This window comes from Mesorhizobium sp. M1396, from assembly GCF_040317725.1.
Taxonomy (GTDB): domain Bacteria; phylum Pseudomonadota; class Alphaproteobacteria; order Rhizobiales; family Rhizobiaceae; genus Mesorhizobium.
Genome location: NZ_JAMYLA010000071.1, coordinates 16,016 through 28,193, shown reverse-complemented (window position 1 = coordinate 28,193; position 12,178 = coordinate 16,016). Strand labels below are relative to the sequence as shown.

Below are 12,178 nucleotides of genomic sequence, written 5' to 3'. Positions count from 1 at the left end.
GGCGGCCACGCCCCACGGGGGCCTGTGTATGCGGGGTGTACTGGCGCGGCGACCCCGTCGGGCCTGGCGGCCTTCTCCGCGGGGAGGGGGGAGATCGACTGCGCCACGATCGGCGCCAGTTCTTCGGCCAGGCGCTTGATCCGCTCCACCCGCTCGCCCTGCGTGCCGAGCTTGGCATGGAAGGTAACGCCGAGATGGTCGAGGCGGGCCATGCGCTGGTCGAGCGGCTTGCCCAGGTCGAGTCCGAATTTTTCCGCCGATGCCTTGAGCTCGCCGAGATCCGGCAAATCGCCCTGGTCGGTCGTCCAGAAATAAAGCGCATCGGACAGGCGTGCGCGCACCACCTTGCCATTGCCGTGGGCAATCTCCTTGCCGCCGTCCTTGGCCTCGATGTTGGCAGTGAGGATGAATCGGTTGGAAAGCTGGCTAATCTCCCCCCTCGAGTGGGAGATGGCCGGCAGGCCAGAGGGGGTCGCCGCGCGTGAAGCGCCTGCATCCTCTGTCCAAGGTAGGAGGTCGCGTCCGATCGTACCGACCCCCTCTGTCGGCTTCGCCGACATCTCCCCCTCGAGGGGGGAGATCAGGCGCGATGTTACAAAGCATTTCTGGTTGGCGCGGATGGTCAGCCGGATCACCTCGGCTGGAATGGCCAGGAAAGCCTGCTCGAACTCGCCCATCAGCACGACCGGCCATTCCACCAGTCCCGAAACTTCTTCCAGCAGCCCTTCGTCCTCGATCAGGTCGAGCCCGTTGGCGAAGGCAAGGTTGCGGGCGTCGGCAAGTATGATCTCCTTGCGGCGGTCGGCATCGAGCACGACCTTCGCCGCTTCCAGCTTGGAAACATAGTCGCCGAAGCGGCGCACCGTGATGGCATCGGGCGCATGGAAGCGGTGGCCATAGGTGATGTTACCCGAGCGGATGCCGTCGATCTCGAAATCGACCACCACCGGCTCCTCGGTCTCCGGGCCGAAGGTGCACAGGATCGATTGCAACGGCCGCACCCAGCGCAGCGAGCCGGGCTTGGCCGAGGCCGGCCCCCAACGCATCGATTTGGGCCATGGGAAATTGCGGATGATGCCCGGCACCAGTTCGGCGATGATGTCTTCCGCCGCCCTGCCCGGCTTCGAAATATGGGCGACGTAGAAGTCGCCCTTCTTCGGGTCGGAATGGACATGCGCCTCGGCGACGGAAGCCAGCCCTGCCTTGCGCAGGAAGCCTTGCACCGCCTGCTCCGGTGCTGATGTCGAAGGCCCCTTGATCTCCTCGCGTATATCTTTCGAGCGCGCGGTCAGGCCCCTGATATCGAGTGTCAGGCGCCGCGGCGTCCAGTACTCGCGTGCCGCCTCATAGGTCAGCCCCGCCTCGACCAGACCGTCGGTCAGCATCTTCCTGAGATCGCCCGCCGCCTTGCGCTGCATGCGGGCGGGGATTTCCTCGGAGCGAAGTTCTAGAAGCAGGTCAGGCATAGTAGCTCCTCACCCTCCCCTCGATGGGGAGGGTCGGCGCGTCAGCGCCGGGGTGGGGTGGCGGCGTCTCGGTCTCAGCGCCTTCGGCTTCTCGTGTGCCAAGGTGTGATTTCTTCCACCGCCGCATAGATCGTATCGAGCACGGAATCCAGTTCGTTTTTGATTTCATGGTTCCGGAAGCGAATGGCGCGGCGATCGCCGATTTACGCCCGTTTTCAGAAATCTTGGCCGTCCCTGTCGGGACGAGACCATCCCGCTCGTCCTTGGATCAAAGATTTCCATGAACCTAATGCAGCGCTGAAGCGACCCACGCTCAGGCAGGGAACACTTGGCTCAACGACCATGAAAACGGCATCCAGACTTCTGCAGATCCTCGCACTCAGCGCCTGTTTCACCGCGCAGGCTCACGGCGCCTTCTCGATGCCGGGTGTACGGCAGGCATTGCGGACAATGGCCGGCCCGAGCGGGCAGATGCTGTCGCCAATCAACGCTTCCCTCGAGATGATGAAGCGTGCCTGAAACTCAGGCCGCCAAGCCACCCGCCTGCGTCTTCAAAAATGCCTCACCGCAGGCCTTGGCCAGATTGCGCACCCGCAGGATGTAGCTCTGCCGTTCGGTGACCGAAATCACACCGCGCGCGTCGAGCAGGTTGAAGACATGGCTGGCCTTGATGCACTGATCGTAGGCCGGGAAAACCATGCGGTGCATCGGCAGATTGTCGTTCGACGCCGGCGCGCCGGCATCGAGCAGCGCCTTGCACTCGGCCTCGGCGTCCTCGAAGTGGCGCAAAAGCATCGCCGTGTTGGCGTATTCGAAATTGTGGCGCGAATATTCCTGCTCGGCCTGCAGGAAGACATCGCCATAGGTGACCTTGTCGTCGCCTTCGCGGCCGTTGAAGTTGAGGTCGTAGACATTGTCGACGCCCTGCACATACATGGCCAGGCGCTCCAGCCCGTAGGTGAGCTCGCCGGCCACCGGTGCGCATTCGATGCCGCAGACCTGCTGGAAGTAGGTGAACTGCGACACCTCCATGCCGTCGCACCAGCATTCCCAGCCGAGGCCCCAGGCGCCCAGCGTCGGGCTTTCCCAATCGTCCTCGACAAAGCGGATGTCGTGCAGCAGCGGGTCGACGCCGATCGCCGCCAGCGAGCCGAGATAGAGCTCCTGCAAATTGGGCGGGTTCGGCTTCAGGATCACCTGATACTGGTAATAATGCTGCAGCCGGTTCGGGTTCTCGCCATAGCGGCCATCCTTTGGCCGACGCGAGGGCTGGACATAGGCGGCGTTCCAGCGCTTCGGCCCGAGCGCACGCAGTGTCGTAGCCGGATGAAAGGTGCCAGCGCCGACTTCCATGTCGTAGGGCTGCAAGATGACGCAGCCATAGGCCGCCCAATAGTTGTGCAAGGTCAGGATCAGCCCCTGGAACGAGCGGCTGGGATGCATATGGGCGGGGATTTCAATCGTCGGGATTTCAATCGTCACGGGGGCCTCGACAGCACAGGCTAGCTTGCAGGCACGTCCTAGAGACACGGCGGCGAAGCGTCAAGCAAGGCGCCCGCCCGCCCCGAACGGAAGATGTTTTGAGGCCGTTTCCGCAAATCAGCGCGCGTTGGACGAGCGCATGTGGCCCAAACGAAAACGGGGCTCTGAAAGAGCCCCGTTCGCATTCACATTCTATAGCTTACTTCACCCCTTCGGGGCGGGCACCGGCTCTGGCTTGACCTTCGGGGTTTCCTGCGCCGTGTTGGATTCGATCGGCGGCAGGCCCTTCATCAGCTTCTGCTGCAAGTTGGCCAGCACATCGGGATCGGGCTTCAGGTCGCGGGCCTGGTTCCACTGGAAGGTGGCTTCCAGCTTGCGGCCGACGCGCCAGTAAGCATCGCCGAGGTGGTCGTTCAGAACCGGGTCTTCCGGCTTCAGCGACACGGCGCGTTCCATTTCGCGCACGGCATCATCGAACCGGCCGAGGCGGAAATAGGCCCAACCCAGCGAATCGACGATGTAACCGTCGCTTGGCCTGAGATCGACGGCCTTCTGGATCATCGCCAGGCCCTCCTTGAGATTCATGTTCATGTCGACCCAGGAATAGCCGAGGTAGTTCAGCACCTGCGGCTGGTCGGGGACCAGTTCCAGCGCCTTGCGGAAGTTCGGCTCGGCCTTGGGCCATTCCTTCAGGCGCTCATAGGCGATGCCACGCTGGTAGAAGATGTTCCAGTTGGCCGCGGTCGGTGTCTTCAGCGCCTCGACAGCCTTGTCGTAGAGATTGGCGGCCGAGCGGAAATCATCCTTCGAGGAATAGACGCCACCGAGCGCCAGATAGGCGCGCATGTCATCGGGGTGGGCGTCGACGAAGGCCTTCAGATGGGTGATCGCCTCCTCATGACGGTCGAGATCGGCAAGGTTGAGGCCGAGCTGCAGGTCCGAAAGCTCCTTCAGCGGCGAGGTAGCGGGGATCCGCCGATAGAGCGCGATGGCGCCCTCGCCGTCCTTCAACTGCTCGGATACTGCAGCGAGCTGCACCAGCGCCGCATCGCTGTCGGGCTTCAGCGCCAGAGCATATTGCAGATAGAGACGGACGAACGGCTCGCCGCCACCACGGTTGAGCGCGGTGGCAAGATCAAGCAGAATCTCGGAGGCGCCATCGGACGGACCGGCAGCGAAGGGCGCGATCTTGTCTCCCTTGGCGATCTTGTCGCGCAAGGCGACGATTTCCAGCTTGCCTGGCGAAAACGTCTCGGCCTGATCGAGCACCGACATTGCCTTGGTCTTGTCGCCCTTGCGGGCCAGGAACGAGGCGTAGGCCTGCGCATTACGCATCCAGGTTTCGGGAGCCGCACCACCGGCGGCCGTATCCTGCATGGTCGCGGCGTAGATCGCTTCGGCCTTCTCGGGCATACCGGACGCATCGGCGATCAGCGCACGGTGGAACGACTTGAACAGGCCGAACCAATCCGGCCCCTGGAGCTTGTCGATGGAGGCCATCGCATCGGAGGCCTCACCGGCGCCCTGTTGGCCCCAGCCGGACATGACCCCGGAGATCAGCCGGTCGAGATCGGACTCCAGCGACAGCTTGAGCCAGTATTGCGCCTTGGTGAAATCCTTCTTGTGGAAGGAATCAACGGCGAGTGCCAGGCGCGAGAAGCGCTCGACGTCTGGAACTTCCTTGAGCTTGTCGGCATAGACCAGGGATTCGTCGAAGCGGCCTTGCGCGATCAGCGACAGCATCAGGCTCTGCTGCAGGCTGGTGTCGCTCGGGTCGAAGGCCAATGCCTGCTTGTAGTAGGCGATGGCGCTGTCGAGGTCGTTGTCACCTTCGGCGATCCGGGCCGCCAGATAGGCGCCCGAGAACGACGTGATCTTGACCGGTTCGGTGGTTTGCTTGGCATAGGCCGGCAGAGCCGAGATCGCCATGCCGGTCACAATTGCCAGCCTTGTCAGCCAGCGCGCACGTCCTTGCCGCATCGTATCCCTTTCAGCCAGGCGCCATCTCCGCATCAGCGGGATCGGCGTAGACTCCATCTTCGTGATAAAGCATGGCCTTTTTGGGGTCGCGCTTCAATCCGCCTCGAATTCACAATCCGGGCACCCGATTAACAAACCATGGCGACAAGGGACAGTTTTCCGATTTTGAATTCCGGCCACGGCCCTGCGCGGAGCCGAATATATCACAGATTCGACCGCTGGGCTCGGCGCCAATATCAGCGCTCACCTGGCGAGGGGGCAGACCGTTGCACCAGCGTGCCGCCATATCCGCCGGCAGCGATCGTGCCGCACAGATCATTCCACTCACAGCCGCCGCAAGCCTTGCGCACGCGGCCAGCCGAAAACGCCTGCCGCATCTGGACCAGGATTGCGGCGTCGAGATCGAGGCTGGCGCCGACCCGGATTGGGCGCGCCAGCAACTCCTCCAAATCCTGTGCCGCGAGCCGGTCCCGCTCGACGACGCTCTCGTTGAGACAATGCGGTTCCGGCTCGTCGAGCAACGGGCCGCAGACATCGTCCGGGCCGGAAACGAGGAGGATGCCCTCGCCCCGGCTCAGGCGCTCCGCGACGCGATCGTAGTTGGCGGTGAAGGCGGGACTGTATCCCTTGCCCACATAGGTGAGCAGGCAAAGGAGGTGATGGGCGCGCAGCCTGATCGTCACGGATTGGCCGGCTTAGCCCGGCCGGGAAGGGCCATGAGTGTCGCGGCACCCAGCGCCGACTTGAGCAAGCCGCCGACCAGAAAAGGCAGAAATCCGAACGTGATGGCCTGTTCGGCGCCGATCATGACGGCGAGCCACATGGTGCCGAGAACCAGGCAAGCAAGGTTGCCGAGCAGCATGGCGGCGAAGGCAAGCATCACCCTGTTGCCGTTCCAGCCGCGTTCGGCGAGCCAGCCAACCAGCGCGCCGGTGACCGGAAATGCGAAGAGGTAGCCACCGGTCGGCCCGACGAAATGCTGTACGCCGGCGGCGCCGCCGGCCAGCACCGGGAAACCGACAGCGCCCTCGACCAGCCAGGCGGCGATGGTGATGGCGCCAAGCCGCCAGCCATAGAGCGCGCCGATCAATGTCACGGCGAAGGTCTGCATGGTCACCGGAACCGGCACCATCGGCACTTCGATGTAGGAGGACAGCGCCAGGAACAGCGTGCCGAGCACTACGGCTCCAACCTGCCAGGCAAGAGAGCGGCCCTGAAGCCGGAGCGGGCTGAACGACGGCTTGCTGGCCGAGAATGCGACGTCTGTCATCGGGATTCCTTCGATCGATTTCAAATTATAGATAATTTCTATTTTCGATCTATTATCGAATCCACAATTTCTCGGAGATAGCAAGCCCTGGCTGTGCGAAGGGTCGTCCTAGCCTACGATGGCAAAGGCTTCTCGCGTCGTCCCGGCAGCCGTCCTGACAGGCTTGCGGCCAATCCATTGGACGTGCCGCCCCAGTGTCGCGGCGGCTGATTCGGTGTTTCCCTGCCGCAAGGCGGCGAGTATCGCGCGATGATCCTGGTCGGTGCGTGTCTCCCACTCCGAGCGCCAAGCCGCGAACAGGAAACGGGCACTCGCCGCGTGCAGATCGTCGATGGTGGCGAGCAGGCGCGGCATGCCGCATGGCGCCAGGATCAAGCGGTGGAAGGAGCGATTGGCTTCTTCCCATGACCTGACATCGCGGGATTTGTCGCCGGCCTTGGTCGCTTCCTCGGCCAGGTCGAGAATGGCCGATGTCAGGTGCGGCGCGGCGTGCCGCAGCGCCAGCACTTCGAGCGCGGCGCGCATTTCGGCGACTTCCTTGACCTCGCCCAGGTCGAAAGACGCGACACGCACGCCGCGGCGCGGCTCGCTGACGGCCAGCCCTTGCGCCTCGAGCCGGCGGAAGGCTTCGCGCACGGGAACATGGCTGGTTTGGAATTCCTCGGCGATATGATCCTGCCGAAGCCTGGCCCCCGGCTCGATCGCGCCGGAAATGATGCGGTCCGCCAGCACCTTGCTGATGCGCACCGCGATGGTGTCGTCCGTGCCCTTTGCCATGTTTTATAGATAATTTGCGACGGGGCAGCTTGTCGAGACGGCGAGACTGAATTCACAAATTTCCTGCCCACAGTCGCAAACCAGAGGGAGCGTTGGGAAAGGCCAGCCTTCAGTTTACCCGGCTGATGCAGAAATCGATGACGTCGATCAGCGCCGATTTCTGCGGCGTCGCTTCCAGCGGCGCCAGCGCGTCGCGGGCGATCTCGCCGAAATGACGGGCTCGCCCGATCGTGTCGGCGATGGCGCCGTGGCGTGTCATCAGGCCGATCGCCTTTTCCAGGCCGGCGTCGTCGATGACATTGTCCTCGATGGCACGCTTCCAGAAGGTGCGCTCGGCCTTGGTGCCGCGCCGGTAGGCGAGGATGACCGGCAAGGTCACCTTGCCTTCCCGGAAATCGTCGCCGACATTCTTGCCCAGATCCTTGCTGGTGCCGCCATAGTCCAGCGCGTCGTCGATCAGCTGGAAGGCAAGGCCGAGATTCATGCCGTAGGAGCGCAGCGCGGCACGGTCATTGCGCGTCGCCTGGGCAATGACCGGACCGACTTCGGCCGCCGCCGAAAACAGCGCGGCGGTCTTGGCCTTGATGACGGCGAAATGCTCGTCCTCGGTGGTTTCGAGGTTCTTGGCGGCGGCAAGCTGCATCACCTCGCCTTCGGCGATGATCGAGGCCGCGCTCGAAAGGATGTCGAGCGCCTCCAGCGAGCCGACATCGACCATCATGCGGAAAGCCTGGCCGAGCAGGAAGTCGCCGACCAGCACGCTCGCCTGGTTGCCCCAGATCATGCGGGCGGTCTTCTTGCCGCGGCGCATGCCGCTCTCGTCGACGACGTCGTCATGGAGAAGCGTCGCCGTGTGCATGAATTCAACTGCCGTGGCGAGCTTGACGTGGCCCTCGCCGGCATAGCCGAACATCTGCGCGGCGGCGAGCGTCAGCATCGGCCGCAATCGTTTGCCGCCGGACGAGATCAGATGGTTGGCGATTTCGGGGATCATCTCGACGTCGGAGCCGGCCTTGGACAGGATCAATTCGTTGACGCGCCCCATGTCGGCCGCGGTCAGATTTATCATGTCCTTGATGGAGGCGGGCTCCCGCTTCCCGTTTTCGATGTTGAGAACGACACCCACGACAATCACTCCCGTCTTGGTATAACGCGTGCGACGGCACCCTTAATCCCTGCATTGACTCTAGGGCGGCAGGTACATCCACGGCAAGAGGCGAATTGGCGCGCCGGCGACGACAGGCTGTCAACTGGCGCCAAAGGGAGTTCTGCTTCGCCGCAATCTGCCTACCCGTTTACATCAGCGCCGCAAACTGAGAGTTTCGCCCGATGATAGAGCTCATTCGCACCAACGACGCCGTCATCATCTCCTTTGTCGAATCGCTGATGCGCGATGCCGGGATCGGCTGTTTCGTCGCCGACCAGAACATGAGCGTGCTCGACGGCTCCCTCGGCATCCTGCCGCGGCGCGTCATGGTCGACGCCGACAAGGCCGACGCGGCACGGCGCATCCTGACGGATGCCGGCATCGCCAACGAGATCCGTGGAAAATAATGCCCGCCGCGCCGGCCACCCTTATCCCGGACACACCGGCCCATACGGTCGATGCTTTCCATCGCGGCCGGTTCTGGCTCGTGCAGCCCAAGCAGGGCGGCCATCGCGCCGGCATGGATGCGATGATGCTGGCGGCGTCCGTACCATCTTCCTTTGGCGGGCGTCTGGCCGATTTCGGCGCCGGAGCCGGGGCCGCGGGCCTGGCGGTGCTTTCGCGTTGCCTGGCGGCCGAGGCCGTGCTTGTCGAACGCGCGCCGGAAATGGCGGCCTTCGCGGCGGCCACCCTTGCCCATCCCGGCAATGCGCATCTCAGCGATCGGGCGTCCGTGCTGGTCGCCGATGTCACGGTGTCGGGCCGGGCGCGCGCGGCCGCCGGCCTCGCCGACAACGACTTCGACTTCGTCATCATGAACCCGCCTTTCAACGCCGCACGGGACCGCGCCACGCCCGATCGCTTGCGAAAGGAGGCCCATGTCATGGAAGACGGGCTGTTCGAGAGCTGGATCAGAAGTGCCGCCGCGGTGGTCAGGCCGCGCGGCGGGCTTGCCGTGATCGCGCGGCCCGACCAGCTCGGTTCCATTCTAGATGCGATCGCAGGGCGCTTCGGCGATACCGAGATGCTTGCCGTCCACTCTCGCCCAGACGCGGCGGCGATCCGCATCATTGTGCGGGCGGCACTCGGCGCACGAGGAAGACTTGCCATCCGCCCGCCGCTGATGTTGCACTCGCAGTCGGGCAACGGTCCTGATGAGCGCAGTGAAATGATCACCAACGGGCTTGCCTCGCTGTTCGGAGATTGAGCTATTCCTGGGGCCCACATTGCTGTTGGCCGGGGAATCCCTACATGCCAGCAACCCATCGACCGGAGACCGTGCCCTCGTGAAACGACTTATCAACCGCCTGCTGCCGAAATCCTGGCGCTCCACCGTCGTCACCATTCCGGTCATCCGGCTGCACGGCACCATCATGGCCGGCGGCCAGTTCCGGCCAACCCTGTCGCTGGCCTCCACCGCCGGTCTCATCGAGAAAGCGTTTTCCTACGACGCGCCGGCGGTCGCCATCTCGATCAATTCGCCCGGCGGCTCGCCGGTGCAGTCGCGGCTGATCTTCAAGCGCATCCGTGACCTGGCAACGGAAAAGAACAAAAAGGTGCTGGTCTTCGTCGAGGATGTCGCGGCATCGGGCGGCTACATGATCGCGGTCGCCGGCGACGAGATCTTCGCCGATCCGTCCTCCATCGTCGGTTCGATCGGCGTGGTGTCGGCCTCGTTCGGTTTCCCGGAACTGATGAAGAAGATCGGTATCGAGCGCCGTGTCCACACAGCCGGCCAGAACAAGGCAGTGCTCGATCCGTTCAAGCCGGAGAAGAAGGAAGACGTCGAACGCCTGAAGGCGTTGCAACTCGAGGTGCACGGCACGTTCATCGACCTCGTCAAGGAGCGGCGCGGCACCAAGCTGAAAGACGATCCGGACCTGTTCACCGGCCTGTTCTGGACGGGCATCAAGGGCCTTGAACTCGGCCTGGTCGATGCGCTCGGCGACATGCGGACGGTGCTGAAGACCCGCTTCGGGGAGAAGACCCAGCTCAGGCTGATCACGGCGCCGCGCGGTCTTCTCGGCCGCTTCGGCCTATTCGGCTCGAGAATGGGCTTTTCGGCGCCCGACATCGCCGCCGCCGCCGCCAGCGGCGTGATCGATGCGGCGGAAGAGCGCGCATTATGGGCGCGCTTCGGGCTTTGAAAAATCGGCGAAACCGTCTAGCATGAGGGACTTGAAGTTTCATGCATGTCGTTTTCCCAAAACCGGATCCACTTTTGGGCGACATGCATCAACCGACCCGACCGGCCGCCTTCGCCGGCCCAGCGTGGGAGGAGTTTTGGTATGCCGCAGATCATTTTCTTCACCGTGGTTGGCGTCGCCGCCTATTTCGGCTATCGCACCTTCATCCGCGAAGCCGAGCGCGTGACCGCCAAGGTACGGCGTACCGAAAAGCAGGCGGCCAACGGCACGATGGGCACGCTGGTCAAGGATCCGAAGACCGGCGAATACCGGCTGGCCAAGGACTAAGCACCATTTCACATGTGACTGACGCGGTGGACACCGACACCGGTTCACGCACCTGGCATGCGCATGCCAAGATCAATCTGGCGCTGCATGTCACCGGCAGGCGCCCCGATGGCTATCATCTGATCGAGACCCTGGCGGTGTTCACGCGTTTTGGCGACAGGGTCGAACTCGCGCTCGCCGACAGCGATGATTTTACGGTGTCCGGCCGCTACGCGCCGGCCGTTCCTGTCGACGCCAGCAATCTTGTGCTTAGGGCGCGCGATGCCCTGCGAACAGAAGCCGGACTGGAGAAAACCCCACCGGTCGTCATCCGGCTTGAAAAGAACCTGCCGGTTGCCTCGGGCGTCGGCGGTGGCTCGAGTGACGCGGCAGCCGTGCTGCGCGGGCTCGCAGAGATATGGGCACTGGATATCGATGGCACCGAGTTGGCGCGGATCGGCCTCTCGCTTGGCGCCGATGTGCCGATGTGCCTGGCGGCAAAGCCGCTGGTCGCGGGCGGCATCGGTGACGAGCTGTCGATGGTGCCGGATTTTTCGGCGCTGGGACTGGTGCTGGTCAATCCAGGCACGCCGATGTCGACGGCCGATGTGTTCGCGGCACTTTCTCGTCGCGACAACGAAGCCTTGCCGCCGCTGCCACGCAGCATCGATTTTCATAGCCTGCGCAACTGGCTGGAGATCACCCGCAACGATCTCGAGCCGGCAGCGCTGGCGATGCAGCCCGCCATCGGCAGGGCGCTTTCCTGGCTTAACAAAGCTGGATCGGGTTTTTCACGCATGTCCGGGTCGGGCGCCACATGCTTCGGCCTGTTTGAAACAGGCAATGTCGCCAAGCGCGCCGCCGCCGAGATCCGCGGCCGCCAGCCCGACTGGTTCGTCGCGGCGACGCGCAGCATCGCATCGGAGGGAGCCGATGGCCAGAATTGACGAGAGCCGCTCCTTCATTCCCGTGCGCATCGCGGTGCTGACCGTTTCCGACACGCGCAGCCTTGCCGACGACAAATCCGGCCAGACGCTGGCCGACCGCATCACCGAGGCCGGTCATACCCTGGCTGCCCGCGACATCGTTACCGACGACCGCGAAAAAATCCGCGACAAGGTTCTGGCGTGGTCGCGGGACAAGGATATCGATGTCGTGATCACCACAGGCGGCACCGGCTTCACCGGCCGCGACGTGACGCCGGAAGCGCTGGAGCCGATCTTCGAAAAGCGCATGGACGGCTTTTCGGAAGTGTTCCACCGCATCTCCTACGACAAGATCGGCACCTCGACGATCCAGAGCCGGGCGACCGGGGGCGTCGTCAACGCCACTTTCGTCTTCGTGCTGCCGGGCTCACCCGGTGCCTGCAAGGATGCCTGGGACGGCATCCTGAAGGCGCAGCTCGACTACCGGCACATGCCGTGCAACTTCGTCGAGATCATGCCGCGCCTGGACGAGCATTTGCGACGCGGCAAATCGGCTCCGTAGAAGCCGAGGCGAAGCGTCGGCTCCACGCCGCGTTTGCCAGGCAGAACAGCACCGGTGCCCTTCGAAACACCATTCCAAACCGGACCTCGCAAAAGTACCTTGCCTGAAGGCGATC

The 12,178-nt window shown here is 63.7% G+C and carries 14 protein-coding genes; 7 read left to right on the top strand and 7 right to left on the bottom strand.

What is annotated here, in order from left to right; translation table 11 throughout:
* On the bottom strand, positions 1-1,466 hold a 1,466-nt coding region (locus NKH02_RS30885; RefSeq protein ID WP_352883402.1), incomplete at its 3' end, for a glycine--tRNA ligase subunit beta.
* Between the two features lie 342 nt (positions 1,467-1,808).
* Here NKH02_RS30885 and NKH02_RS30880 point away from each other — a divergent pair.
* Positions 1,809-1,985, top strand: a complete 177-nt coding sequence (locus tag NKH02_RS30880; protein WP_352870365.1) for a hypothetical protein — start codon at positions 1,809-1,811, stop codon at positions 1,983-1,985.
* A 3-nt stretch (positions 1,986-1,988) separates the two neighbouring features.
* Here the strand turns inward: NKH02_RS30880 and NKH02_RS30875 are convergent, their stop codons facing one another.
* The 6 genes from NKH02_RS30875 to NKH02_RS30850 all read right to left on the bottom strand — a co-directional run bounded on the left by NKH02_RS30875 (position 1,989) and on the right by NKH02_RS30850 (position 8,101).
* The gene (locus NKH02_RS30875; protein ID WP_352883410.1) at positions 1,989-2,909 is read right to left on the bottom strand and encodes a glycine--tRNA ligase subunit alpha; all 921 of its coding nucleotides are present in this window, start codon (positions 2,907-2,909) and stop codon (positions 1,989-1,991) included.
* 243 nt (positions 2,910-3,152) lie between these two features.
* The gene (locus NKH02_RS30870) at positions 3,153-4,928 is read right to left on the bottom strand and encodes a tetratricopeptide repeat protein (RefSeq protein ID WP_352883399.1); all 1,776 of its coding nucleotides are present in this window, start codon (positions 4,926-4,928) and stop codon (positions 3,153-3,155) included.
* 236 nt (positions 4,929-5,164) lie between these two features.
* The gene (locus NKH02_RS30865; protein WP_352883398.1) at positions 5,165-5,611 is read right to left on the bottom strand and encodes a DUF1284 domain-containing protein; all 447 of its coding nucleotides are present in this window, start codon (positions 5,609-5,611) and stop codon (positions 5,165-5,167) included.
* Entirely contained in the window at positions 5,608-6,198 is a 591-nt protein-coding gene (locus NKH02_RS30860; RefSeq protein WP_352883397.1) for a biotin transporter BioY, read from the bottom strand. The genes NKH02_RS30865 and NKH02_RS30860 overlap by 4 nt, the downstream gene beginning before the upstream one ends.
* A gap of 108 nt (positions 6,199-6,306) precedes the next feature.
* On the bottom strand, positions 6,307-6,975 hold the full coding sequence (locus tag NKH02_RS30855) for a GntR family transcriptional regulator (RefSeq protein ID WP_352870369.1): 669 nt from the start codon (positions 6,973-6,975) through the stop codon (positions 6,307-6,309).
* A 109-nt stretch (positions 6,976-7,084) separates the two neighbouring features.
* Positions 7,085-8,101: a polyprenyl synthetase family protein gene (locus tag NKH02_RS30850; RefSeq protein ID WP_352870370.1), complete on the bottom strand. Its 1,017-nt coding sequence runs from the start codon at positions 8,099-8,101 to the stop codon at positions 7,085-7,087.
* Positions 8,102-8,304: 203 nt separating this feature from the next.
* Between NKH02_RS30850 and NKH02_RS30845 the strand changes: the two genes are divergently transcribed.
* The 6 genes from NKH02_RS30845 (at position 8,305) to moaB (ending at position 12,063) form a co-directional block, all read left to right on the top strand.
* Entirely contained in the window at positions 8,305-8,529 is a 225-nt protein-coding gene (locus tag NKH02_RS30845) for a putative signal transducing protein (RefSeq protein WP_023759075.1), read from the top strand.
* Positions 8,529-9,329 (top strand): tRNA1(Val) (adenine(37)-N6)-methyltransferase, encoded by an 801-nt coding sequence (locus tag NKH02_RS30840; protein WP_352870372.1) that lies wholly within the window; start codon positions 8,529-8,531, stop codon positions 9,327-9,329. The genes NKH02_RS30845 and NKH02_RS30840 overlap by 1 nt, the downstream gene beginning before the upstream one ends.
* Before the next feature lie 79 nt (positions 9,330-9,408).
* The gene (locus tag NKH02_RS30835; RefSeq protein WP_352870373.1) at positions 9,409-10,269 is read left to right on the top strand and encodes a S49 family peptidase; all 861 of its coding nucleotides are present in this window, start codon (positions 9,409-9,411) and stop codon (positions 10,267-10,269) included.
* Positions 10,270-10,410: 141 nt separating this feature from the next.
* On the top strand, positions 10,411-10,596 hold the full coding sequence (locus tag NKH02_RS30830) for a hypothetical protein (protein ID WP_292185499.1): 186 nt from the start codon (positions 10,411-10,413) through the stop codon (positions 10,594-10,596).
* Between the two features lie 26 nt (positions 10,597-10,622).
* Positions 10,623-11,522 carry a 4-(cytidine 5'-diphospho)-2-C-methyl-D-erythritol kinase gene (locus NKH02_RS30825; protein ID WP_352883408.1) on the top strand — a complete coding sequence of 300 codons (900 nt, stop codon included), beginning with the start codon at positions 10,623-10,625 and terminating at the stop codon, positions 11,520-11,522.
* Complete coding sequence (gene moaB, locus NKH02_RS30820) at positions 11,509-12,063, top strand: molybdenum cofactor biosynthesis protein B (protein ID WP_352870374.1); 555 nt, start codon at positions 11,509-11,511, stop codon at positions 12,061-12,063. The genes NKH02_RS30825 and moaB overlap by 14 nt, the downstream gene beginning before the upstream one ends.
* Positions 12,064-12,178: the final 115 nt, after the last annotated feature.

Excerpts from the sequence above, each read along its gene's own strand:
- NKH02_RS30880 (WP_352870365.1), top strand. The coding sequence starts at position 1,809 with ATGAAAACGGCATCCAGACTTCTGCAGATCCTCGCACTCAGCGCCTGT.
- NKH02_RS30855 (WP_352870369.1), bottom strand. The coding sequence starts at position 6,975 with ATGGCAAAGGGCACGGACGACACCATCGCGGTGCGCATCAGCAAGGTG.
- NKH02_RS30860 (WP_352883397.1), bottom strand. The coding sequence starts at position 6,198 with ATGACAGACGTCGCATTCTCGGCCAGCAAGCCGTCGTTCAGCCCGCTC.
- moaB (WP_352870374.1), top strand. The coding sequence starts at position 11,509 with ATGGCCAGAATTGACGAGAGCCGCTCCTTCATTCCCGTGCGCATCGCG.
- NKH02_RS30830 (WP_292185499.1), top strand. The coding sequence starts at position 10,411 with ATGCCGCAGATCATTTTCTTCACCGTGGTTGGCGTCGCCGCCTATTTC.
- NKH02_RS30870 (WP_352883399.1), bottom strand. The coding sequence starts at position 4,928 with ATGCGGCAAGGACGTGCGCGCTGGCTGACAAGGCTGGCAATTGTGACC.
- NKH02_RS30875 (WP_352883410.1), bottom strand. The coding sequence starts at position 2,909 with ATGCATCCCAGCCGCTCGTTCCAGGGGCTGATCCTGACCTTGCACAAC.
- NKH02_RS30840 (WP_352870372.1), top strand. The coding sequence starts at position 8,529 with ATGCCCGCCGCGCCGGCCACCCTTATCCCGGACACACCGGCCCATACG.
- NKH02_RS30845 (WP_023759075.1), top strand. The coding sequence starts at position 8,305 with ATGATAGAGCTCATTCGCACCAACGACGCCGTCATCATCTCCTTTGTC.